This is a genomic window from Roseibium sp. (assembly GCF_965276855.1).
Classification (GTDB): domain Bacteria; phylum Pseudomonadota; class Alphaproteobacteria; order Rhizobiales; family Stappiaceae; genus Roseibium.
In genome coordinates this window covers 1149954-1172425 of the sequence record NZ_OZ255700.1, presented here as the reverse complement: position 1 = coordinate 1172425, position 22472 = coordinate 1149954, and the positions used below count along the sequence as shown (strand labels likewise).

The following is a 22472-nucleotide window of genomic DNA, read 5'->3' as shown; positions in this document are numbered from 1 at the left end:
CAAAATGGTGGCGCGCGCCGGTCTGTCCTATCGTTTCACTCATGCTATCACCCGCAAGCCGGCAGACAGTGTCGCGAATGGGTTGCGGGCTGTGGACACAGGTGATCCGAGCGGTGACGCCTTTCGGGCAGAACATGAGCTCTACGTGAAGGCATTGCAAGATGCCGGACTGACTGTCGACGTGTTGCCGCAGTTGGAAACCTATCCGGACAGTTGCTTCGTTGAGGATCCCGCCTTCTGTCTTCCGGAAGGTGCGATCCAATTGCGCCCGGGCACTGCAAGCCGGGAGGGCGAAGGCAAGGAAATTCGGGCAGCGCTCGATGCACGCTTCGACACAGTCGTCGAATTGCCGGGCGGCGGTTTCGTTGATGGCGGCGACATCCTGATGCTGGACGATGTGATCCTGATCGGCCTTTCTGCGCGCACCAACCGGGAAGGTGCAAACGCGTTCGCACAACTCCTCTCAGAATGGGGTTACAATGCGGAGGTCTGCGAAACGCCGGAAGGTGTGCTCCACTTCAAGACTGCCTGCTCGACCCTTGGTGAGGGCGTCATTCTGGCAACTGAGGTGATGGCGAAAAGTGGGTTCTTCGGCGAGCGGAAAGTCGTCGTAGTGCCGGACGGGGAAGACTATGCGGCCAACGTGATCCGTGTGAACGACGTTGTTCTGGTGCCGGAAGGCTATCCCAAAACCCTTGCAGCCATCGAAGCCGCTGGTTTCAGGACGGTTGTTCTTCCAACGCACGAGGCGCGCAAGGTGGACGGTGGTCTGTCCTGCCTGTCGTTGCGTTTCGCGAGCAAGGCCGCCTGACGCGACGAACTGTCAGATCTGGCGGTGGGCGGATCCCAGGGCCTGGAATCCGCCTCAGCCCAATGCCATCTTTTCCGTCGGCCGGAAGTGTGCTGAGAAACTGTGTGGCAGTTCCCCGGCTGGGTCCTTGCCCGCATCATCGCCCGCAGACAATCAACTCCAGATCTGGTTGCTGTGAACCGTGAGGTTGGCAAACTCGGAAGTTCCGTTGAGTTCGCCGGTCGCCCGCTCAAGCCATCGGAAGCCGTTGATTGACCCCCGCTTGGCACCTTGGACAATATTGTTGGTGACGATGGCTGGACCGGCGCCATCGGCAACACTGACCGCAATGCCAGTTGCGCAATTGCGCAATACGTTCTGCGAGGCAATCACGTTGCGCAGGTAGGGACCCCATCCGAGCATAAGGCCGAATTTCGGGGCGTCTTCGATCACGTTCCCTGTAACCGTTGTATCGGCTTCCGCGGCAATCCCGATCCCGAAGCCGGCAACCTCTGGGGGATAAGGGCCGGTGTCCTTGATATTGCGGATGAGGTTTCCGGAGCAGACAGCAAGCCTGCCGTCGTCAGCAAAATTGGCGATGGAGATGCCGATGGTGCCGCCGTCGGCAATGTTGTTGGCGATGACTGCCCCTTGAAACCCGAACTCGCTGTAAATGGCGGTCTCACCGGACCGCAAACAGGAGTTCCCGATGATCTGGATGTTGGATCCGGCATTGGAGCGGATCGCGGAAAAGGCACAGTCGGCCACCTTGTTGTTGGAGACAACAACTCCGGCAGCCCGAAATACGTTGATGCCGTTGCCGAACTGACCGGTGCCGCCATACCGTGCGCTGATCCGTTCGACCCGGTTGCCAGACACAATGGTGCCGTCTTCGCCGTCCTGCCAGCGATGCACCCAAATGCCGCCGTTGGCGCAGTCCGTTACGGTGTTGCCGATGATCGAGAGGCCGGTAGCCTCATTGGAGCGGATACCGGCTTCGGCAGCCCCGGAAATCCGGGAATTCTCGATCCGGCCGGAGCACCGGTCGAGCAGGAGCCCGGATTTGGTTGACCCGGCGACTTCGCATTCGTCGATCGCCAGATTGCGGACCCCAATGAAGTGCAAGAGACCGTCCGTGAAGTCGCCGATGGAGCGGTTCGCTCCATCAAACGTAATTCCGGTAAGGCCGATGTTGCTGACCCCTTCTGCCCGGATGAGCTGGCCTCCGCCGCCTTGATAAACAAGCCGTGTCCGGCCCGGAACGCCGACGATCAATGTCCCGGACGGCAGGCGCAGGTTCGCTACCGGATATGTTCCAGCGGGCAGGAATAGGGCCCGGCCGCGTTCGACAGCCCGGTTGACGGCGTTTTGAAACTGCGCGGTCTGGTCATTTGTGGCGTTGGGAATGAGACCAAGATCAGCAGAGTCAATCGAGCCACGCAGATCTGCAACATTCATGGAGGCGCCGGCAGCTGTCCCGGAAAGGCACAAGGCTGTGCCAGCAAGGAACGCCCGCCGTGTTGTCAGGCCGGGCTTGGGGCATTTTCTGGCGTCTTTTGGCACGGATCAGCTCCAAAACGATAAATCGAGTTGTTTTGGAGTTCAAAACAGCAAGCGGCGTGCCGGGTTCTTTGAACAAGTCGATTTTGACGCACTTTGTGCGGTTTGATATTCTTTGCCGGCTATGGGTGGAGGATCCAACATGATTACCATTCAAGACTGCATCGGCATGTCCGATCTGGACGAGGCTGAAATCCTTGCTCTTGCCGAACACGAACATATCAGCGAAATCGCGGCGGCAGCACTCGGTGCTTATCTTCTGCATCAACCAAAGGGCGCGGATAAGATTGTGCGCATGATTGAGGACGACATTCGTGACGCCCTTGATCGTGGGGACAAGGCCCATGCGAAGGAATTGTTCATGGCGCTTCGGCATTTTCTCCATGAGCACGCGGGAGAACTGAGCCGTAGGACAACTGCCTTGAGCTGAAGGGGCTGATCGGCCGGCCGGGAAGTGCAGGGACGAGAAAGGCGGAGATGAGGCCATCTCCGCCTGTCGTAAGTTCTTGTCTTTCAGGTATTACAGCTCGGACGGATCGACGTTTTCGATTTCAGTCCACTTGTCGTCGCCTTTTTCGATGAAGCCGGCCGTGTCCTTGTTCCAACGCTCCTGGATGCTTTGGGACAGGTTCAGGTAAAGCTTTCCATCAACGATTTTCCAGAGGTCCGGATCGCCATCTACCTTCACGCCCATCGCGGTGCCGAAGGCACAGAACCCGCCGTATTGCGGCAGATACTTCTCAGGGTTCTTTTCAAAAAGGTCTTTGTTTTCTTCAGTGGTAAACCGGTAGGTCGCACCGTTGTGGACCGACGTGATGGAGAAATCGCCATCTTTCGGAGCGCCGTTGGTGAAATAAGACACCGGGTCAACGCCGCGCAGGGCCAGACCGGTGACGGTTGCGTTGACATCGACACCTGCAGCGAAGGCGCTGGATACGAGAGTGCCGGCAACAACAGCAGCAGCAACGGTGCCGCGGATCAGATTAGCAAACATGTTTTTTTAACTCCAAGGAAAGACAGGGTAATCGGCAAGGGAGTTCGTTTCGAAAATAGGGAACCAAACGGTTCCGAACTTATCAAAAAAAATTTGCCCTCGCCGGTGAACCTGAATTGGGAACTCGGATGATCATCTGCAAAGCACGAAGCGGTGAGCGGTTTGTGAGATCTTGAGAGCACCCACCTGAAATACGATGGTGTCCTGGCGATCGGTACCCGATCATCCTTGCAAACCGCCCGAAAGGTGCCGATGTTTGGAAGGCAGCTAAAGGAGGCTGACCAAACCGATGGCAAGACCAAGGGAATTTGAGACAGATGCAGCACTGGACAGTGCCATGAGCCTGTTCTGGGACCTTGGCTATGAGGAAGCTTCTCTTGCCCGTCTTCTGACGACCATGAAGATCACAAGGGGATCGTTCTATAAGGCGTTCAAGGACAAACACGCGGTCTATCTGGCAACGCTGGACCGCTATGATCGACAGGTCGTGTCTTCGACGGTTGCTTTTTTGGGTAACCCCGAAAACGGGTCCGGTCGGGACCGCATCCTCAGCCTTCTGACAAATATCGCGGACATGGCCGAGACAGACGGCGACCGGCTCGGCTGCTTTTTATGTAACGCCATGGCAGATAAGGGAGCGCAAGGCGGGGAGATCGAACAGAGGTTGCAGGCTATGGCCATGAGGCTGGAAGCGGCCTTTCAAAAAGCCCTGGAAGATGATTTGACCCCGTCAGATCGCGCGGGCCACCGCGCCGGAGAAACAGCGCGGGCCCTGTTGGCGCTTTACTTTGGAATGCGTGTTTTGGGACGCGCCGGTCTCGCTGGCCGAATGGCGCGGGATTGCGTCACGCAAGCCGAAAACCTGATTGCCGGTATTACCGCATCCGGCGGGCGAGTTCCTGCAGCAGACTAACCGCAGCATTCTCAAGCAAGGCAAGGGACGGGCGTGGATCCCATCTCGTCCGCGGTAGCGGCGGAACGTGGACGAAAATGCTCGGGATGCCGGACCCGATGGAATCCCACAGCGTGGCATTGCAAAGGTACGTCCCCGCATTCTGAGACACCTTTGTTGAGGCTCCCGATTGCCGCGCCGCTGTGGCCAGATGTCCGGCGGGAAGAGTTGCAGTACGCGCACGTTCGCCCTTCGGGTCGAGCTCCGGATTTGCGGGGCCTTTTCCGGCGCTGTCGAACCGGACTTGAATGGCCTTGTTGACCGCACGGTTTTCAACATTGATGTCCTTCCGGGTGCCATCAACGCCGAAATGCACGATGGCATCTGGCTGGACCTCGCGGCGCAGCGCATCCGTAACACTTGAGCGGGCCTCCCAGGTCGTCGGCAGGACATCAAAGTGATAGGCGACGCCGTGCTGATGCACACCTAGCCGCTTCGGGAGCCGTTTCATAAGGAGTTGCGTCGGATTGACAGGGGCCCCTGGAAAGGGGGTGAAACCGGTTACAAGTATCGTTTTTTGAGTATTCTTCATAAATCAAATCAATCGTTTAAGCCCATGAGGGTGGATAATTCATCAACGGCTACGGACACCGCCGTGGTGCCGTCGCGCACATCTGCTTCCAAGGTCTTCAGCCGGTTGGCGGTCTTCTGATTTGTTTTCAGAGATTCCATCAGGCGTTGTTGCAGTGTATCCCACATCCATGAGACTTGCTGGTCTGCACGGCGTTTTTGCCATTCCCCGCTTGCGGTCATGCGCTCGCGGTACACCGTGATCTGCTCCCACATATGGTCCAGACCTTCATTGGCAAGCCCGGAGATCGTGATCACAGGCGGGCTCCAGGTCGGCGTTTTCGGAGCCAGAATATGCAATGCGGCGCGGTAGTCAGAGGCTGCAGCTCTTGCCCTGGTGGCGCCATCGCCGTCGGCCTTGTTCACGGCAATCATATCGGCGATTTCAAGGACGCCCTTCTTGATGCCTTGGAGCTCGTCGCCCGCTCCAGGCAACATCAGCACAAGAAAAAAATCGACCATATCGGCAACCGTTGTCTCAGACTGCCCGATGCCAACGGTTTCGACGAGAATGACATCGAAACCGGCAGCTTCGCACAGGAGCATCGTCTCCCGTGTCTTGGCTGCAACGCCGCCCAAAGTGCCAGCGGACGGCGACGGCCGGATAAAGGCATTCCGGTCGACGGCAAGCCGGGCCATGCGGGTTTTGTCGCCGAGAATAGAGCCCCCAGTGCGTGTGGAAGACGGGTCGACCGCCAGAACCGCGACCTTGTGGCCAGCTGCCGTGAGATTGGACCCGAAGGTGTCGATCGTGGTCGATTTCCCGGCGCCTGGAACGCCGGTGATGCCGACGCGAAGCGCTTTGCCAGTCCGAGGCAGGACTTCCTGCACCAGTTCCCGAGCGATCTTGCGATGCTCCGGTTTTTTGGATTCAACAAGCGTGATTGCGCGGGCAAGCGCAGCCCGGTTGCCTGATATCAATTGTCCGGCAAGGTGCCTTGGATCGGGTAAGGTCCTATGAGTCATAGGACCATGGCTTTACGCCAAGAATCAGCAAAGGTCACCAGCAACGTTTGGACGAGGAATGCTCGCCGCAAAGGCTCCGGCGTTCCTCAAACCAGTTCGTTTAGGGTCAGGACCTAGGTCTTTGGTGTCCAAAGGATGCGCTGCAACTGCGCGTCAAAGAGTTCCTGTGCAGGTGGCAGGACATCGAACGGACCAGTGTATCCCGGTATGGCGTAGACCAGTTCGACATTCGGATGGCCGGTTGACTCGCAGATTGCCATACCCCGCCACAAGTTGCGCCCAATGCGGCAATCAGCGCGCGCGGTGCCGATCTCCGCGAAGGTCATTCCAATGCGCTCGCCATTAGGGCCCTGCAAATGATGGGTGACGCCATGAACGGTGCGCACCTTGCCATTCTGTCCCTTGAAAACCTGCAAGACCTGAAAACCGTCAGTGTTGAATGCGGCCAATGCCCATTCCGTGTTGTTTTCAACGGCGGTCTGAATGCCCTCGGTGGTAAAGCCGGGAAGGGAGGCCTCAATCGCTTTTGGTGCATAGGCCGTTTCTGCGGTGATGCCGCCAACCCGGTCTTCGGTGATTTGCAACAGGGTGACATTGGAAGTCCGGAACGCAGCTTCCGGGGCTGCAAGGTCCACAGACGGCGTACAGGCAGTGGTCAGAAAAGCGGAAATCAAAAGGAACGCAACAATCGGCGCACGCATAAACAAGATACTCCATCGGCCATGGGAACAGGCAATTTCACGACGCGGGTTTTAGCATCACCAACGGGATCGAGGAAACCATCCGCTCGTCAGTTTTAACACTCTTCACAGGGCATTTTGTCTCAATCATCCGAACCGGCAGACGGCCTCGTGATCTCAGGTTTCGTCCTTCTTGATCCACTTGGGTGTCGATGGCGCAGAATAACGTTCAAACAGCGCAATGAGGTCTTCTGGCGCGCCCGCGATCTGCGCCATGTTCCGCATTTCTTTCTTGGTGAAGCCTTCCTGTGTCTGATGATCGAGGAAGGCAATCAGGTGGTCGTAGTAGCCATTGATGTTGAGAAATCCGCAGGGTTTTTGATGGTAGCCCAGCTGACCCCAGGTCCAGACCTCAAAGATCTCTTCCAGAGTCCCGACACCGCCGGGTAGGGCGATAAAGCCATCCGACAGGTCCGCCATCATGGCCTTGCGCTCGTGCATGGACTTGACGAGGTGCAGTTCGGTCAGACCTTGGTGCTCGATCTCCTTTTCCTTTAGCGAGTGCGGAAGAACTCCGATCACCTCGCCGCCAGCTTCCAGAGCTGCATCGGCAACGCTGCCCATCAGGCCGACCCGCGCCCCGCCATAGACCAGCCGCAGGCCTTTTTCGGCAATGGCCTTACCGGTTGCTTTTGCCGCGTCGTTGTAGTCTTCCAGCGCGCCGTAACTTGACCCGCAGAACACGCAAATCGATTTCATGGTTTTCTCCGAACTGGGAATTCCGGCCGCCACTTGGCGGCCGGAGACTTGAGCTCAACTTCAGTCCTTTGCAAGCTCATCGAGAACCCGCGCCCAGGACCGGATGCCCTTGTGGAAGCTCTTCAGGTTGTATTTTTCGTTCGGCGAGTGGATCTGGTCGTCCTCGAGGCCGAACCCGATCAGCAAGGAATCCATGCCGAGCATCCGCTTGAAATCACCAACGATCGGAATGGACCCGCCCATGCCGGTGAGCGCTGCGTCCTTCCCCCACTCATCTTTCAAGGCCTTTTTGCCTTTCTCCAGAACCGGCATCGCGAAATCGAGCCGGAGCGCCGGGCTGCCGTCCTTGGATATGAATTCGACCGAACAGTCTGCCGGGATCTTGGAGCGGACATAGGCACGGAACGCGTCCTGGATTTTTTCCGGGTCCTGATCGCCGACCAGGCGGAATGTGAATTTGGCATGGGCTTCGGCCGGAATGACGGTCTTCGTACCAGCGCCTTGGTAGCCGCCCCACATGCCGTTGACCTCACAGGTCGGACGGGTCCACAGGTGCTCCAGCGGGGTGCGGTCGTTTTCGCCGCGTGGGTGTTTCAGGCCGACATCGCCAAGGAACTCTTCGACATCGAAGCCGAGCTTGTCCCACATCGCCGTGACCTCTTCCGGCATGTCGATGACGCCGTCATAAAAGCCCGGCAATGTGATCTTGCCGTTTTCATCGTGAAGTCCTGCAATGATGTTGGCAACGATGTGGTTCGGGTTCTGCGCCGACCCGCCATAGGACCCGGAGTGCAGGTCCCGGCTGGCGGCCTTGACGATGATTTCGTCGCCGACCATGCCGCGCAGCATGACGGAAATCGCCGGAGTATCGGCGTCCCATTGACCCGTGTCACACACCAGCGCCATATCACAGGAAAGCTCGTCCTTGTTGGCTTCCAGGAACGGATGCAGGGAGGGGGAGCCGGATTCTTCCTCGCCCTCGAACAGGATGGAGACATCGACCGGCAGATCTCCGGTTTCAGCGATGAAGGCGCGGGCCGCTTCCACGAAGGTCATCAGCTGGCCCTTGTCATCGGCAGCTCCGCGCGCAACGATGATCTTGGTCCCGTCTTCCTTCGTTTCGATCGCAGGGTCGAACGGATCCCGGTTCCAAAGGTTCAGCGGATCGACCGGCTGTACATCGTAGTGGCCGTAAAACAGAACATGCGGACCAGGCTTACCGGATTTGCGATGTCCGACGACCATCGGATGGCCTTCCGTATCGCGGACGGAGGCCTCAATCCCGATGTCGTTCAATTCTTTCGCCAGCCACTCGGCAGCTTCCCGGCACGGGGCCTTGAATTCCGGGTCGGTGGAGATGGACTTGATTTTGAGGAGTTCAAACAGGCGATCGAGACTGTTGTCCAGGTCGGCATCAATGCGCGCCAATACCTTGTCGATGGAACTCATGACATGTCCTTAAATTATGAAACAGGATGTGAAAGGCCGGCTTACAAGCGGCCTTGAGAAGGGCATAAAAGGCCACAAGATCGGGCGGGGCGCAATGCGTTTTCCTTAAGCGCTTGCCGCCGTTGGGGAAGTCTTGAGACCGTTGCGGGCGGTGACCATCACCTCCACACGGGTTGGCCCGACCACATCTTCAAGCCGCCCTGATACCTTGTCCTTGAAAAGGTCGACGTCATGGGCCTCGATGGGCTTCAGCGGATCAATGTAGATGGCGGCATAATGCATGCGCCCGGCTTGCAGCACCGCAACCCGATGCAGCTTGTAACCATGTTCTTTTGCAAGATCGCGGGCAACGCGGGATACCTTTGAGTAAGTCTTGCGTGGCGCGCTGGTGCCGGACAGATCTGCCAGTGTGGACCGGAATGAAGAGAGTGGCTGCCAAATGATCACCAGGATCAGCAGCACCACAATTACCGCGTCGCCAATCGGCACATAAGGTCCAAGAGGCGTGTCTTGCAAGAAGGGTAGAGACAGGAGTGCAGCGCCAGTGCCGACGCTCAAGGCGCCGTCAATGATGGCAGCCCGGGATTCGGTTTTCAGCACCGCGCTGCGCTGGCCGGTCTTGCGGTATGCGCGGTGATAATTGAAGGCAAGGGCAAGACAGATTGCGACAATGACGACCGAGTAGATGACTATCGGTCCGAAGACCAACTCTGGCACGTCGCCGCCAGTGAAGAAGGTCCAGATCTTGGTACCTGAGACAAAGCCTGCAAAGACCAGGATGCCGATCAAAATGAGACTGCGAAAGGTAACATAAAGCACCTCATCGAAGTCATGCCCCCACGGGCGGCTGCGGGTGGCGGGAAGACCGACGCGTGCGCCAATCCGTGCAGCAGCAATCGCCGAAACGAAGTTGACGGCTGAATAAAGCCCATCCACGAGCATGGCGTCCGAGCGGGACAGCCAGGATGCGAGGATGCCGGCAAAGGCCATGAACAGGTTCGACCATTTCCCGATGGTCAGGGCACGCTGCTCGATCAGCAGTTCCGGGGACGCCATTGCCGTTGCTCCGTTCTGGTCAATTGCCGCGTTTCAATGATCCCATCAGACCGCGCACGAGGGCACGTCCAAGCGATGTACCGAAGCTTCGGGCAGCTGACTTCAAACCGGCTTCGAAAGCCGTGTCTCGCTGGCTGCGCCGCTGCGTCCGCCGCTGGCGGCTCTGCCGGCGTGGACGGTCGTCACGTCCAAAATCCGGCAATTGAAAACCCGAACGCGTGCGGCGCGGTTCGCCGTGTTTTTCCGCGAACTTATCGTCCTTTTCCGCCTGCCTCTGTTCCATCCGCTGGGTCTCTTCGGCCCGGTTCATCAGAACTTCATAGGCAGATACCCGATCTCTTTGACGCTCATAGAGCCCGAAGACGGGGCTGGACTGGATTAAGGTCCGCCGTTCCGCTTGGGTGATTGGCCCGAGTTGTGAACAGGGTGGCCGGATCAGCGTGCGCTGAACGATGGAGGGAATGCCTTTGCCTTCGAGCGTCGAGACCAGTGCTTCGCCAACGCCAAGTTCGGTAATGACACGTTCGGTATCGAGATCCGGGTTGGGCCGGAAGGTTTCGGCTGCCGCCCGCACTGCCTTTTGATCGCGCGGCGTGAACGCGCGCAGGGCATGCTGGATCCGGTTGCCGAGCTGCGCCAGAACAGTCTCGGGGATGTCCAGCGGGTTCTGTGTCACGAAATAGACCCCGACCCCCTTTGAGCGGATCAGGCGCACCACCTGTTCCACTTTTTCCAGAAGCGCTTTGGGAGCGCCGTTGAACAAAAGATGCGCTTCGTCGAAGAAGAAAACGAGTTTCGGCTTGTCCGGGTCTCCAACTTCGGGGAGTTCTTCAAAGAGTTCGGAGAGGAGCCAAAGCAGGAACACGGCATAAAGCCGCGGGGCCGTCATCAGCTTGTCGGCAGCCAGGATGTTCACCATGCCGCGGCCGTCCGGAGCGGTGCGGATGAAGTCGCGGATGTCGAGTGCCGGTTCACCGAAGAAATGGTCGCCGCCCTGGCGCTCCAAAACCAAAAGCCGACGCTGGATGGCACCAATCGAGGATCTCGAGACGTTGCCGTAGACGGTGGAAAGCTCAGAGGCCCGCTCGGCCACATGCGTCAGCATGGCTCTCAAATCCTTGAGATCGAGGAGCAGCAGGCCTTCGTCATCGGCGAGCTCGAACAGGACATTGAGCACACCTTCCTGGGTGTCGTTCAGCTCCAAAAGCCGGGCCAGGAGCAGGGGGCCGATTTCCGATACGGTCGTACGGATCGGATGGCCTTGTTTGCCGAGCAGATCCCAAAAGGCCGTCGGTACGGCCTCATAGTCGTAAGTCTTGTCGATCCCGACTTCCTTGGCACGCTTTTCCAGGAAGTCCTTGGAGGTGCCGGCTGCTGCGAGACCTGAAAGATCCCCTTTGATATCGGAGCAGAACACCGGCACCCCGGCTTTGGAAAATCCTTCTGCAAGGATCTGCAGCGAAACAGTTTTGCCGGTTCCGGTTGCCCCGGCAATCAGGCCGTGGCGGTTGGCCAGTTTCAATGAAAGCGCTTCGTCCTTGCCGCTGTATCCAACAAAAATCTGACTGTCCTTACTCACATTCGTCCCCCGAATCCGTCCCTTACGGAAACAACCTAGCCCAGTCTTTTGAAAATTGCGCGTGTTAGACCAAATGCCGTCGACGAAGCTGTCATCGAGCCTGTATAGGGAGGCAACTTCAAACTTGCCGGAGGTTCCCGGCGCAATCTTCAGGACGTGACAACATGCAAGAACTGATCAGCCGCATCATGGCAAGAGCGGGCATCGAACAGCAGCAGGCCGAGGATGGTCTTGGGATTATCCTGGGCTTTTTGAACAAGGAAGCACCGGCAGAAAAAATGCAGCAGGTGCTCGATGCTTTGCCGGGCGCTGCCGATCTTCTGGCCGCGCGGGCAGGTGCCAGTGGCGGGGGCCTTCTGGGCGGCCTTGGCAACATGATGGGTGGCACAATGGGGGCGATGGCCGCGCTCAACGAGCTCAACAAAGCCGGGCTCGGCATGGGTGAAATACAAGGGCTTGTCAAAGAACTCGTCTCTTATGCTAAAGAAAAAGCCGGGGATGACGTTGTTGATGAGGTAATTGCGAAAATTCCGGGACTGAGCCAGATCGTCTAACTGCCCCAGGGTTCGGCCGCCGGTGCAACGGGAGTGAATTGAGGATGTCTTATTCCATCGATGAGATCGAGGGCATCGGCCCGACTTATGCGGCCAAACTCGGCGAAATCGGCATCAAGACAACGGAAGCGTATCTTGAGCGGGCAAAGGACCCGAAGGGCCGCAAGGCGCTGGAAGAGGAAACCGGCATTGACGGCAAGCGCATCCTCAAATGGGCCAACATGGCCGATCTGATGCGCATCAGCGGCGTCGGCGAAGAGTATTCCGAACTTCTGGAAGCGGCCGGTGTGGACACCGTCAAGGAACTCAAGCACCGCAACGCGGCGAACCTTGCCGCGAAAATGAAAGAAGTGAACGACGAAAAGAGCCTCGTGCGGCAGGTGCCGAGCGAAACTCAGGTCACCAAGTGGGTCGATCAGGCCAAGGACCTTGCCCCGATGATGACCTACTGATCGTTCCGGTCAGTCCATCTGTTTTGCAGCGGGCGCGCCATCGGCGCGCCCGTCTGTTATTCAGAAACGTGTCGTAGGTCTTTTAGGCGAGGTTCAAAGCGTGGCGCTTGTTGGCGTGGAAGTGGGGACACGTTCGGCGCGCCAGTCCTGAAGCGGTTTTGCGGGGGCGATTTCCTCCACCAGCCCTGTTGCGACATCATAAAGGGTCGCCGAGACAGAAATCCCGCCGGGCACCTGTGCTGCCGCGCAAAGCCGGTCGATATCGCCCATCAAGTCGGACCGTTGATCCTGGATCGCATATTCCGAAACGTCGATGCCCATCTTTTCCTTCATCATCGCCTGCATTTCCGGCTGCGCCAGTCTTTGCGCGCCGCACTGCGTGTGTTGCATGAGAATGACGTTGAACCGCGGCTCCTGGCCATTTGTCGCCGCACGAACAAGAGCCGCCAGGGTCGCGACTTCCTCGATCACAGCACGGGTTACCCGCCCGCCGGTATTCCGGATCACGACGGCGTCTCCAAGCTCTAGCCCGAAGAGATGGGCCGGATCGGTGCGGGCATCAAGGCAAGCGATGATGAGGGTTTGCAGTGTCGGCAATATGGGCAGATCCGCCTTGTCGAAACTGGAGGCAAACGCCTTGTTGCGGTTAAGGAGCTCTGATTGCGGGGTCATGGGGGATAATCCTTGTCGGTTCAAAGTGGTTCAGGCGACGCGGGCCGCGGGGAGGGTGATGGATGCCGGTTGATGTGTTGCCTGCCAGGAAGCGTCGTCTTGTGCGAACACCGGCGCGGACAGTTGGACGTAATCCCGCTCCGCTTCGGCGCGCTTCAGGTCAAACGGCCGGGTTGCCAGGATCTTGGCAAAGCGGGCCATGGCGCCGAGGCTTCGCAAGGGGCTTTTCACCAGTCCGGGTTGGCCGGCTGCATGTTTGCGCACAATCGCTTCAAAGCTCTCCGGTTCTTGTCCCCCAATCCGTGCAACGTGATCGGTCGGTGCGTTCACCGAAAAGCTGCCACGCCGGTATTCGTCTGCATAAAGGGCAAGCTGCGTCACGGCGGCAACGGAGTAATTGGAGGGCGGCAGAGCCTTGAGCGCCTTCACCATCATCCGTTCGGAAATGTCCATGTAGCGTACCCGGCGGCGCAGCGCGCGGCTCATGGCAGCGGCAATGTCATTGGGAGAAAGCAGCTCGGGCCCTGTCGGACGGTAAGTTTGACCGGCATGTTTTGCGGGATCGGTAAGGGACGCCACCACGACGCGTGCAATGTCTTCGTTTGACGGCGGTGCATTTTTCTTCTGATCCCCCGCACCGAGCGGCATGGTGAAGAGGCCCAGATGCGCGGCCATGTCGAGAACCATCAGGTAATTGTCCGCAAACCAGCCCGGATTGACGGTGGTGATCGACATTTCCGGCCGCATCCCGATCAGGATGTCGCCAAGATACACTTCCCGCGTAAACAGCGACGGGTGGTCCGCACTTGAGAGCCACTGGCTAAGGGTGACGACATGTTCCAGCTTGGCCTCATGGGCCGCTGCCGTGAAAACGGCATTGAAGTGTAGGCCATTTGGTGCCGTCGGAGCGCATTGATAGACGCGGCTCACACCAGTCATCGCGGTGCGCATATCGGTCAGCGAATATTGATTGCCGACGAACACCTCCGCACCGGCCCGTTCCAGCGTCTCTGACCGATGGTCCCGCCGGCGCACGAAGGCGCGCACCGGATAGTCTTGCTGGCGGAGCTGCAGGGTGACATGCAGGCCGGTTTTTCCGGCGGCACTTGTCACAAGAATTTTGGGAAGGGTCTTCATGGGAGATATCCTTAATGATGATAGTTGTCATCTATAAATTAGATGATATACGTCATCATTAGTGTCAAGAAGATTTTCGGAGGCTTTTGATGCCGCGTGTGTCGAACGAAGAAAAACAACGAAATCACAACAAGATAGTCGATGCAGCCGCCCGGTTGTTTCGGGAGAACGGGATCGAGATGACCAGTGTTGCCGATGTGATGAAGGCCGCCGGCCTGACCCATGGCGGGTTCTACAGACACTTTGGCTCAAAGGAAGATTTGATCTCAGCTGCGCTGGATCGTGCGGTCGATGACGTCTTGAAGGAGGGCGAAGAGGCTCCGGAGGGGGCAGCGCGCACGTTGGCGCGGGACGCCTACATCGCACGGTATCTTTCGGAAGATCATTTGTCGGGGCGTGGCAAAGGCTGTCCGTTGGCAGCCTTGGGCACGGAACTCGTCCGGATGGACGGGGCCCCTCAGGACGCGGCGCAAAATGCGGTTCACCGCACGGTCCAATTGCTCAATCTGGGCGAGGGGAAACGGGGTCCGAAGGGGAAGGCCGTGCTTGCCCTCCTGCTTGGCTCCGTGGTTCTCGCCCGCTTGACGGACGGCGATGACGACAAGGCCAAGATGATGGACGCTGCGAAGACCGCTGCTGCGCTGCTTGAGGACGCGTGGCCGGTCGAGACGGACGCAAACACTTAAGGCCCCTGTTCAGAACGGCCAATCGTGCTATCAGGTTCGGACAATAAGAACTTTTGGCAAGGATTGGGCGAAAATGAACGCAGCGGTTTCCTGGGATGCAGCAACGGCGGGTCAGCGGCTGGACGCAGCCCTGGAGAAGGCAAAAAGCGACCCGGCGGCGGCCCATGTCTACATAAAACTCCTGGAAACCCGTGCCCGCCAGCAGGTGGCGAAAGCGGCTGAAAATGGCGGTCCGCTCAAAGGAGCGCTGGTCAGCGTCAAGGCGCTGTTTGACGTTGCCGGGGAAGTGACGACGTCAGCCACGACCGTTCTGAGAAACGATCCGCCGGCAACGGAAGATGCGCCCGCGATTGCCCGGCTGGATGCGGCGGGGGCGGTGTTCACCGGCCTCACCAACATGTCCGAATTTGCCTATTCCGGGCTCGGCCTCAATCCCCATTACGGTACGCCGGAAAACGCGCTTTATCCCGGCTGTGCACCTGGCGGATCGACCAGCGGCGGGGCGGTCGCCGTAGCGCTGGGCCTCTGCGACATTGCGATTGGTAGCGACACTGGCGGATCCTTGCGCATTCCAGCGGCGTTCAACGGCATCACCGGCTTCAAACCGACGCAAAGCACTGTCTCGATGGCAGGCGGCAAGCCGCTGTCCGACAGTCTCGACAGTTTTGGCCCGATGGCAAAAAGCGTCGCGGAATGTGAACTTGCCTGGCAGGTGATGGCAGGGCGGGAAACCATCCCGGTAGAGCCCAAGGCTGCTCGCCTCGTGGTGCCGAAAAACTTCGGCTTTGATGAAATCGAAGCGCCTGTTGCCAAAGGCTTCAAGGCCGTGGTCGAAAAACTGCGCGAAGCCGGTTTAGAGGTTGTCGAGAAGGATCTCGCCGTCATCGATCTCTACGCAAAGGTTCCGCCGTGGCACATGACGTCGGTGGAATCGCGGGCTCATTACGAGGATCATTTCCAGACATCACCGGACCAGTTCGACCCGCGTGTGCATGCGCGCATGGGCCGGGCAGAGGAGATTTCCGCGGTCGAGTACCGGCAGACGCTGAACCGGCGTCAAACCTTGATTGAGGCCTTTGCGGAGGAGGTCGGCAGCGACATTCTCCTGCTGCCGACAACACCCATTCTGCCACCAAAAATTGCCGATCTGGCGGACGATGACGCCTTCAACCGGCTCAATCTTCTGGCCCTGCGCAATCCATCGCTCGCCAATGTCTGCGATGGCTGCGGCATCGCGCTGCCATACCAAAACGCCGGCACCACCTTGAGCGCCATGCTGGTCGCCCCGGGCGGTGAGGATGAAAACCTGCTCGCCTGCGCCAAGGCGGTGGAGACCGTTCTGGGAGGTTAGGTCCGTGGCAGAGGAAATCTGGGTCAGCAGTGTACGAAGCAACTATTTACTGGGAACCAAGCTCGGTATTCGTGAAAAACACTTTGGGCAGGATTGGGCGCCGCCTCAGTTTGAAATGGGAGCGCCGACCGAAGAACATATGAAAAATGTGAATCGGGCTTCGCAAGGCGAGAAACTAAGCCGGGAAGAATTCGTAGAATCCGCCTATGTTTTTGATCAAAAAAGATGGTCTCGGGTCAAAGACTTGTTTTGGGTGGATGGATTTATCGCCGTAAAAGGAAAACTGGCAGAACTGCTCAAGGACTTTGATCTTGGCGATGGCGAGCTTGTCGAATTTCCGATCTTTGAGATGGACAAGTCCACGCGACTTCCAGGTCCGTTCTACTTCCTGAATTTCGGCTCGCAAAAGGACTGTTTTGTGCCGAGGGAAAGCCAGCGCGTCAGCATTCTTGCTCGGAACAAGAAAACGGGTCAAGAACTCTGGAGTGGTCCGATAGAACCAAAAGATGGAGAAATCGTTGTTTCGGCCTCGGCCAGAGTCGGTGCAGATCTTTGGGTCGATCCTAAACTTAGCTCCGCAATTTTCATGAGTGGTGCGCTTCATGATGCGATCGAGGCTGCCAAGCTGAAAATCGATTTCCGGTTTGCAAGAGCGCGCATTGTTCCGGACTAGATCGGCGGTGTGCGGCCCATCGAATTGGGCCGATGCAACCTACGACGCAGTCATACCATCCCGTATATAGCGGTCGTTGGATGCGCCGCAGCCGTTTTTGTTACCTCAGTCATTACCCGGCTTTTCGTCGTCGTCCTTATCCTCCGCCCGGTTGACGCTGGAGGCGTAGCCGGTGTTGAAGCGGAAGCTGGCGCTGCGAGTGACCGGGCGGCGGGCGGAAACGTTTTCTTGTGCCTCGCGCCAGACCACGAACAGGCCGGACGCGACAATGATCGCCGAGCCGAGCGCCACATAAAAATCCGGTGTTTCTGAAAAGAACAGCGCGCCGAAAAGGGCCGCCCACAGGATCTGGCTGTATTGCAACGGTGCGACAACGGCGGCGGGCGCGGCACGGTAGGCGCCTATGATGGCCGATTGGGCAATCACCGACAGAAAGCCGATTGCGGCCATTAGTCCGAGATCGCCCACGGCCATCGGCTGGTAGGAGCTGGGCATCAGGATGGACATCACGATCAACATCAGGATCATCGGATAAAGGATCAGGACCGCAGAGCGTTCTTGCCCGCCGATTTTGCGGACCAGGATCGAGGAGACCGAGTTCGCGCTGGCCGACAAAAGCGCGGCGATGTGGCCGGCGGACAGTGCGCTGACACCGGGGCGTAGGACGATCACCACGCCGATCAGCCCGATAATGACCGCGATCCAGCGCTGAAAACGCACAGTTTCGCCAAGGAGCGGCACGGACAAGGCGGTGACCAGCAGCGGCGTTGCAAAAAGGAGGGCATAGACCTCGGCAAGCGGCAGAACGGTAAAGGCGTAAAACCCGCCGGACATTGCAACGATCGCAAGGCTTGATCTCAAGAGCACCAATCCGGGTCGCCGGGGGCGGAAATTGTCCGCCTTGCCGTCCGCCAGAATGATCAGGGAGACGGGCACAAAGGCGAACAGGACCGAGAAGAAAATGATCTGGAAGGCCGGATAGGTGCCGCCGAGCGCCTTGATCAAGGCGTCATGGGTGGAAAAGATCGCAAAGCCGCTGAGAGCGAACAAAAAGCCTTTGAGCGATGCGGACATGGGCAGCGGCCTTGAAGAAGCGGTTTTTTGAGGGTCTGGCCATCTGCCGAGTGGCAAGGTCAGGGAATTTCCTGCGGTCTGGTAAAGCGCCGCACCGGCACAAGTGTTAGCAGAAAAGCGGGCACTGCCAAAGGCGGGAACGGTCCGGAAACAAGCCGCTTTGCACACTTTTCTAATCGGTTTAATTCTCTGCTCTGCAGCCTCAGACAAAAACCCGGGCAAGGGTGGCAACGGCGAGGGCGGTGGCGGCGCGCTTTGGGCCGGCAAGATCGGAGGACATCTGGCTCGGCATGTTCAGCGTGACACGGTTGAGGTCAGAGGCCTCCAGATGGTCAAGGTCAGCCGATTTCGCAGCCTCTTCGGCGGAGCGGCGCACGTCGTCGAGCATCTGCACGAGGGACTGCCAAATGTGCAGGGGCGGCGCCTCATTTGTGTTGCGCCAGCGAACAATTTCGTCTGCAGATGAGTTGAGGACGCGGGCTGCCTCGTCCTGAGACAGACCCAGATAGTCCATTACATCGCTGAAATTACTCATGTTTGTTCCAGGCTTAGTCAGCGCGCTCGGTTGTTAGATAGCTTATTTTGCACTGCAATATGGCAAAAGTGAAGCTTTCATCTGGAATTCGGTTAACCGGCGGCGGCTCAGATTGACAGAATCGCCCTGTATTCAAGGTGATTCCTGCCGATTGGATCGGCAGTTTTGTCAGGTCTGCCGCCGAAGGCCCATCAGGGAGACGCCGCAGACCCGACAATTGCCTGAAAACTCGGAAGAATTTGGATATCCGTGGAAAACGGTCCGCTGCCCAATTGTCCGGTTCGGTTAATGATAGGTTTATGCTTCTAAGCACTCCGTTTGAGAAAGACGCCGGGCCTCTTTGATGAAATTCAAGGGAAAATCCTTCATTGCGATCGTGTTGTCTCCCGAGCCGCCCTATCAGGACTGGTTCAAGGAGATCGACCGGATTATCGCGCGCACACCGGGATTTTTCATCGACCGGCCGATCGTTCTGGACGTGCGCGGCACCAAGATCCCGATTGAGGACCTTGAGACGGTTCTGGACGGCTTGAGCGAGCGCTCCATCCGGGTTTTCGGCATAGACGGGATATCCGGAACGCGCCTCAAACCAGGAATGCCGCCGAGTTTTGGCGGTGGACGACTGACGGCTGATGTCGAAATCCCGGAAACCGCTGTCGGGAATGAGCCGGTGACAGAGGCTGCGGGCCAAAAGACAATCGACAAGACCGATACGCCCAAAAAGGCAGTGAAAACAGGTGCATCCGACCCGGACCCGGCAATCAAGACCGCTGAGAAGCCGGTTGCGAAAAAAGCAGATCGGCAGACTCGGGCGATGCCAGAGGCCAATGGATCATCAATCGTCATTACCGAGCATGTGCGCTCCGGTCAGAGCATCCTGCATCCGGATGGAGACGTGACGATTGTCGGCTCGGTCAGCTCCGGCGCCGAGATCATCGCGGGCGGATCAATCCACGTTTATGGCGCCCTGCGCGGACGCGCTTTGGCCGGGGTGTCTGGACGCGATGGAGCGCGGATCTTCTGCTCGAAACTGGACGCCGAACTGGTGTCCATCAACGGACTTTACAAGGTTGCCGATGACTTCGACGCGGCTCTGCGCAACGCACCAGCGCAGATCCGCTTTGAAGACGAGAGCCTTGTCTTTGAACAACTGAGTTAACTCCGGTCGGGGCCGCGAAGAGCCTTTGCACCGTCAACAAGTGGGACGAACACCATGAGCAACGCAACGGTCGTTGTGGTCACGTCAGGCAAGGGCGGGGTTGGTAAGACAACCACATCCGCCGCAATCGCCTCAGCGCTGGCCAAGGAAGGTTATCAGGTCTGTGCTATCGACTTCGATGTGGGCTTGCGTAACCTGGACCTGATCATGGGCGCGGAACGGCGCGTCGTGTTCGATCTGGTCAACGTGGTGCGCGGCGAGGCGACCATCAAGCAGGCTTTGGTCCGCGACAAGAAGCTGAACAACCTGTTCCTTCTGCCGGCCTCCCAGACCCGCGACAAGGATGCGCTCACCGAAGAGGGCGTTGCCAGCGTCATCAGCGAACTGCGCCATTACTTCGACTGGATCGTCTGCGACAGCCCGGCGGGCATTGAGCGCGGCGCGACGCTGGCCATGCGCCACGCCGATGAAGCCATCATCGTTTCCAACCCGGAAGTCTCTTCCGTGCGCGACTGCGACCGGATCATTGGGCTTCTGGACGCCAAGACGCAGGTTGCGGAGCAGGGCGGGCGCATGCCCAAGCACCTTCTGATCACCCGGTACGACAGCGCCCGCGCCAAAACAGGCGAGATGCTGGCAACCGACGATGTGGTGGACATCTTGTCAGTGCCGCTCATTGGCGTGATCCCGGAAAGCAAGGACGTCCTGAAGGCCTCCAACGTCGGCCTGCCGGTCACGCTGGCCGATGAAGGTTCGCCCGCGGCCCGTGCCTATATGGAAGCAACGCGCCGTCTTTTGGGGGAAAACATTCCCGTCACCATCCCGGAAGAAAAGAAGGGCTTGTTCGGCAAGATCTTCAAGGGGAGGGCGGCATGAACATCCTGAGCCTTTTTGGCAAGAGAAGCCAAAGCGCTTCGGTTGCCAAGAACCGGCTGCAGATCCTTCTCGCGCATGAACGCGCCGGCAACAGCGATGATGCAGCGCTGATTTCCAGTCTTCGCGAAGACATTCTGGCGGTCGTGGCCAAGCGGATCGATATCGATCCCGATGCCGTCCGGCTTGAAATGGACCGGGAAGGCGATGTCACCACGCTTGGCATCGATATCGAATTGCCGCCGTCCGCAGCCCGGGCGTCCTGACACAACGAAAATCTGAAGACAGCCGGATCGGGGTCCCCGGTCCGGCTGTTTCGTGTTTACAGCTTGCTGTGGGTCCCGTCGCAAAGCGGGGATTTACTGCTTGCCTTGCAGCCGCAGAAGAACGCTTTGCCGTCCTTTTCCGCCGTGTATTTGACCGGTGCGAAATCTGTGCCCTTGTGGCTTCCGTCGCAAAACGGCTGGTTCGCGCTCTTGCCGCACGCACACCAGAAGTAGTTTTTTCCCGCTTCAACTTCGACCGCATAGGGCGCTTTTTGCGCAACAACTGGTTCAGACATTCAGTTCTCCCTCAACTCTCAACCGTGTAATTAGGAAGATGACCGGGGACGCCAAGGTTTCCGGCGGTTTTCTGCCGCTCCTGGTCCAACTTTTTGGGGATCTCTCAGACCTCTGCGACAAACCGTCAAGTGCCACTGGCGATAAGGACGCACGGCGCTAGGTTCTGTCAGCGATGACGCTGGTTGACCTGAGACCTTTGAAAAGACTGCTCCGCCTGGTGGCGGGAATGCTGTCCGTCCCGCCCGGGCGCGGGCGGATCGCGCTTGCCTATTTATATGGTCTTGTCTGCCACACACTCTTTGCGGCAGCAGTTCTTGCGATGATCGCTGCAATGTTTTTCGGGATGAGCCGCAGCCTGGGCACGCTTCCGGATCCATGGCGGTATCTCGCCAATGCGTTCCTCTTGCTGCAGTTCCCGCTCACCCATTCCGCGCTCCTTTCGGCTCGCGGGCGTAAGTGGCTATCGGCGCTCGCCCCGTCCGGCCACGGCAAGACTCTAGCGACCACGACCTATGCCATCATCGCCTCCTTTCAGCTGCTTTTGCTGTTCGCATTCTGGACACCAAGCGGTGTGATCTGGTGGCAAGCGGAAGGAGCGGTTTTTTTGCTTTTGTGCGGGCTTTACACGCTCTCATGGGTGTTGTTGATCAAGGCGAGTTACGACGCAGGCGCTGAGGTGCAATCAGGCGCGCTCGGCTGGATGTCACTGGCGCAGAATATTCGCCCGATCTTCCCGGACATGCCGGAGACGGGGCTCTTCAAGATCATCCGCCAGCCGATTTATGTGTCCTTTGCCCTGACAACGTGGACGGTGCCGGTCTGGACGCCTGACCAGCTCGCTGTTGCAAGTTTTCTAACAGCCTACTGCCTGCTCGCACCGATGCTGAAGGAACGGCGTTTCGCCTCACAGTTCGGGGATCGTTTCCGGCAGTACCAGGCAACCGTTCCCTATATTTTACCCAGTGTCACACGGAGACCTAAGAAATGATCGTCACCTCAGCGACCCTTCTTGTGACCGCGCTGTTGTTCGGTGGCATGACGCTCTATTCCTTTGGCTTCGCGGCCTTCGTCTTCACCGCGCTGCCGGCGGAAACGGCAGGACCCCTTATCCGCAAGGCCTTCCCGCACTTCTATCTGTTTGTGATTGCGACATCCTTGGCCGCGGCGCTTGGGACCGGAGTTCTGGATGTGGTCTCTTGCGTGGTGATGGTCCTGATTGCAGCATCCGCGATCTTTGCAAGACAGGTCCTGATGCCGATGATCAACGCGGCGACCGATGCGGGCGAAACAAAGCGTTTCAAGGTTCTGCATGGCGCGTCCGTCGTCATAACGCTTGCGCATATCATCGCGAGCGCTGCTGTCTTGATCCGTCTTGCAGTTGCCTGAGT

The 22472-nt window shown here is 58.3% G+C and carries 27 protein-coding genes; 13 read left to right on the top strand and 14 right to left on the bottom strand.

What is annotated here, in order from left to right; genetic code table 11:
- Positions 1 to 4: 4 nt before the first annotated feature.
- Positions 5 to 811: a dimethylarginine dimethylaminohydrolase family protein gene (locus ACQY4Z_RS05440; RefSeq protein ID WP_428527371.1), complete on the top strand. Its 807-nt coding sequence runs from the start codon at positions 5 to 7 to the stop codon at positions 809 to 811.
- Positions 812 to 964: 153 nt separating this feature from the next.
- Here the strand turns inward: ACQY4Z_RS05440 and ACQY4Z_RS05435 are convergent, their stop codons facing one another.
- A complete protein-coding gene (locus ACQY4Z_RS05435; protein ID WP_428529720.1) occupies positions 965 to 2317 on the bottom strand; it encodes a TIGR03808 family TAT-translocated repetitive protein in 1353 nt (450 codons plus the stop codon).
- Between the two features lie 175 nt (positions 2318 to 2492).
- On the opposite strand from ACQY4Z_RS05435, the gene ACQY4Z_RS05430 reads away from it, so the two are divergent.
- Positions 2493 to 2780 (top strand): hypothetical protein, encoded by a 288-nt coding sequence (locus tag ACQY4Z_RS05430; RefSeq protein WP_133952967.1) that lies wholly within the window; start codon positions 2493 to 2495, stop codon positions 2778 to 2780.
- 90 nt (positions 2781 to 2870) lie between these two features.
- Here the strand turns inward: ACQY4Z_RS05430 and ACQY4Z_RS05425 are convergent, their stop codons facing one another.
- On the bottom strand, positions 2871 to 3344 hold the full coding sequence (locus tag ACQY4Z_RS05425; protein ID WP_428527368.1) for a YHS domain-containing (seleno)protein: 474 nt from the start codon (positions 3342 to 3344) through the stop codon (positions 2871 to 2873).
- Between the two features lie 289 nt (positions 3345 to 3633).
- On the opposite strand from ACQY4Z_RS05425, the gene ACQY4Z_RS05420 reads away from it, so the two are divergent.
- A complete protein-coding gene (locus ACQY4Z_RS05420) occupies positions 3634 to 4257 on the top strand; it encodes a TetR/AcrR family transcriptional regulator (RefSeq protein ID WP_428527366.1) in 624 nt (207 codons plus the stop codon).
- Here the strand turns inward: ACQY4Z_RS05420 and ACQY4Z_RS05415 are convergent.
- The 7 genes from ACQY4Z_RS05415 to ACQY4Z_RS05385 form a co-directional block, all read right to left on the bottom strand.
- On the bottom strand, positions 4220 to 4828 hold the full coding sequence (locus ACQY4Z_RS05415; protein WP_428527364.1) for a peptidase C15: 609 nt from the start codon (positions 4826 to 4828) through the stop codon (positions 4220 to 4222). The genes ACQY4Z_RS05420 and ACQY4Z_RS05415 overlap by 38 nt on opposite strands.
- Positions 4829 to 4836: 8 nt before the next feature.
- Positions 4837 to 5832 (bottom strand): methylmalonyl Co-A mutase-associated GTPase MeaB, encoded by a 996-nt coding sequence (gene meaB / locus ACQY4Z_RS05410; protein ID WP_209173094.1) that lies wholly within the window; start codon positions 5830 to 5832, stop codon positions 4837 to 4839.
- A gap of 113 nt (positions 5833 to 5945) precedes the next feature.
- A complete protein-coding gene (locus ACQY4Z_RS05405; protein WP_428527362.1) occupies positions 5946 to 6533 on the bottom strand; it encodes a DUF1131 family protein in 588 nt (195 codons plus the stop codon).
- Positions 6534 to 6689: 156 nt separating this feature from the next.
- On the bottom strand, positions 6690 to 7271 hold the full coding sequence (locus tag ACQY4Z_RS05400; RefSeq protein ID WP_428527360.1) for a TIGR00730 family Rossman fold protein: 582 nt from the start codon (positions 7269 to 7271) through the stop codon (positions 6690 to 6692).
- Positions 7272 to 7331: 60 nt separating this feature from the next.
- Positions 7332 to 8720: a dipeptidase gene (locus tag ACQY4Z_RS05395; protein ID WP_428527358.1), complete on the bottom strand. Its 1389-nt coding sequence runs from the start codon at positions 8718 to 8720 to the stop codon at positions 7332 to 7334.
- Positions 8721 to 8825: 105 nt separating this feature from the next.
- Positions 8826 to 9776 carry a cation transporter gene (locus tag ACQY4Z_RS05390; protein WP_428527356.1) on the bottom strand — a complete coding sequence of 317 codons (951 nt, stop codon included), beginning with the start codon at positions 9774 to 9776 and terminating at the stop codon, positions 8826 to 8828.
- Positions 9777 to 9795: 19 nt separating this feature from the next.
- Positions 9796 to 11355 (bottom strand): helicase HerA-like domain-containing protein, encoded by a 1560-nt coding sequence (locus ACQY4Z_RS05385; RefSeq protein ID WP_428527353.1) that lies wholly within the window; start codon positions 11353 to 11355, stop codon positions 9796 to 9798.
- A gap of 164 nt (positions 11356 to 11519) precedes the next feature.
- Here ACQY4Z_RS05385 and ACQY4Z_RS05380 point away from each other — a divergent pair, with 164 nt between their 5' ends.
- Positions 11520 to 11909: a DUF2780 domain-containing protein gene (locus tag ACQY4Z_RS05380; protein WP_420338356.1), complete on the top strand. Its 390-nt coding sequence runs from the start codon at positions 11520 to 11522 to the stop codon at positions 11907 to 11909.
- A gap of 44 nt (positions 11910 to 11953) precedes the next feature.
- Positions 11954 to 12361: a DUF4332 domain-containing protein gene (locus ACQY4Z_RS05375; protein WP_209173100.1), complete on the top strand. Its 408-nt coding sequence runs from the start codon at positions 11954 to 11956 to the stop codon at positions 12359 to 12361.
- Positions 12362 to 12454: 93 nt separating this feature from the next.
- Here ACQY4Z_RS05375 and ACQY4Z_RS05370 read toward each other — a convergent pair whose 3' ends face one another.
- The gene (locus ACQY4Z_RS05370; RefSeq protein ID WP_428527350.1) at positions 12455 to 13033 is read right to left on the bottom strand and encodes a carbonic anhydrase; all 579 of its coding nucleotides are present in this window, start codon (positions 13031 to 13033) and stop codon (positions 12455 to 12457) included.
- Between the two features lie 30 nt (positions 13034 to 13063).
- Complete coding sequence (locus ACQY4Z_RS05365) at positions 13064 to 14170, bottom strand: NmrA family NAD(P)-binding protein (RefSeq protein WP_428527348.1); 1107 nt, start codon at positions 14168 to 14170, stop codon at positions 13064 to 13066.
- An 89-nt stretch (positions 14171 to 14259) separates the two neighbouring features.
- Here ACQY4Z_RS05365 and ACQY4Z_RS05360 point away from each other — a divergent pair, with 89 nt between their 5' ends.
- From ACQY4Z_RS05360 to ACQY4Z_RS05350, 3 genes are all read left to right on the top strand, one after another.
- Positions 14260 to 14856 carry a TetR/AcrR family transcriptional regulator gene (locus ACQY4Z_RS05360; protein WP_428527346.1) on the top strand — a complete coding sequence of 199 codons (597 nt, stop codon included), beginning with the start codon at positions 14260 to 14262 and terminating at the stop codon, positions 14854 to 14856.
- 73 nt (positions 14857 to 14929) lie between these two features.
- The gene (locus ACQY4Z_RS05355; RefSeq protein WP_428527344.1) at positions 14930 to 16207 is read left to right on the top strand and encodes an amidase family protein; all 1278 of its coding nucleotides are present in this window, start codon (positions 14930 to 14932) and stop codon (positions 16205 to 16207) included.
- A 4-nt stretch (positions 16208 to 16211) separates the two neighbouring features.
- Positions 16212 to 16880, top strand: coding sequence for a hypothetical protein (locus tag ACQY4Z_RS05350; protein ID WP_428527342.1), 669 nt, complete (start codon positions 16212 to 16214; stop codon positions 16878 to 16880).
- Between the two features lie 105 nt (positions 16881 to 16985).
- Here the strand turns inward: ACQY4Z_RS05350 and ACQY4Z_RS05345 are convergent, their stop codons facing one another.
- Together ACQY4Z_RS05345 and ACQY4Z_RS05340 are read right to left on the bottom strand one after the other, a co-directional pair.
- The gene (locus ACQY4Z_RS05345; RefSeq protein ID WP_428527340.1) at positions 16986 to 17954 is read right to left on the bottom strand and encodes a DMT family transporter; all 969 of its coding nucleotides are present in this window, start codon (positions 17952 to 17954) and stop codon (positions 16986 to 16988) included.
- 202 nt (positions 17955 to 18156) lie between these two features.
- The gene (locus ACQY4Z_RS05340) at positions 18157 to 18489 is read right to left on the bottom strand and encodes a hypothetical protein (protein ID WP_133952949.1); all 333 of its coding nucleotides are present in this window, start codon (positions 18487 to 18489) and stop codon (positions 18157 to 18159) included.
- 343 nt (positions 18490 to 18832) lie between these two features.
- On the opposite strand from ACQY4Z_RS05340, the gene minC reads away from it, so the two are divergent.
- From minC to minE, 3 genes are read left to right on the top strand one after another with little or no spacing between them, the layout of a single operon-like run.
- Positions 18833 to 19648 (top strand): septum site-determining protein MinC, encoded by an 816-nt coding sequence (gene minC, locus ACQY4Z_RS05335; RefSeq protein ID WP_428527338.1) that lies wholly within the window; start codon positions 18833 to 18835, stop codon positions 19646 to 19648.
- Between the two features lie 54 nt (positions 19649 to 19702).
- Positions 19703 to 20524: a septum site-determining protein MinD gene (gene minD, locus ACQY4Z_RS05330; RefSeq protein WP_008195504.1), complete on the top strand. Its 822-nt coding sequence runs from the start codon at positions 19703 to 19705 to the stop codon at positions 20522 to 20524.
- On the top strand, positions 20521 to 20787 hold the full coding sequence (gene minE / locus ACQY4Z_RS05325; protein ID WP_008195613.1) for a cell division topological specificity factor MinE: 267 nt from the start codon (positions 20521 to 20523) through the stop codon (positions 20785 to 20787). The genes minD and minE overlap by 4 nt, the downstream gene beginning before the upstream one ends.
- A 56-nt stretch (positions 20788 to 20843) precedes the next feature.
- On the opposite strand, the gene ACQY4Z_RS05320 is transcribed toward minE, so the two are convergent.
- A complete protein-coding gene (locus ACQY4Z_RS05320) occupies positions 20844 to 21083 on the bottom strand; it encodes a CDGSH iron-sulfur domain-containing protein (RefSeq protein WP_008191849.1) in 240 nt (79 codons plus the stop codon).
- A 227-nt stretch (positions 21084 to 21310) separates the two neighbouring features.
- On the opposite strand from ACQY4Z_RS05320, the gene ACQY4Z_RS05315 reads away from it, so the two are divergent.
- Positions 21311 to 22072 (top strand): methyltransferase family protein, encoded by a 762-nt coding sequence (locus tag ACQY4Z_RS05315; protein WP_428527335.1) that lies wholly within the window; start codon positions 21311 to 21313, stop codon positions 22070 to 22072.
- A complete protein-coding gene (locus tag ACQY4Z_RS05310; protein ID WP_428527333.1) occupies positions 22069 to 22470 on the top strand; it encodes a DUF4149 domain-containing protein in 402 nt (133 codons plus the stop codon). Before ACQY4Z_RS05315 ends, ACQY4Z_RS05310 begins: the two co-directional genes overlap by 4 nt.
- Positions 22471 to 22472: the final 2 nt, after the last annotated feature.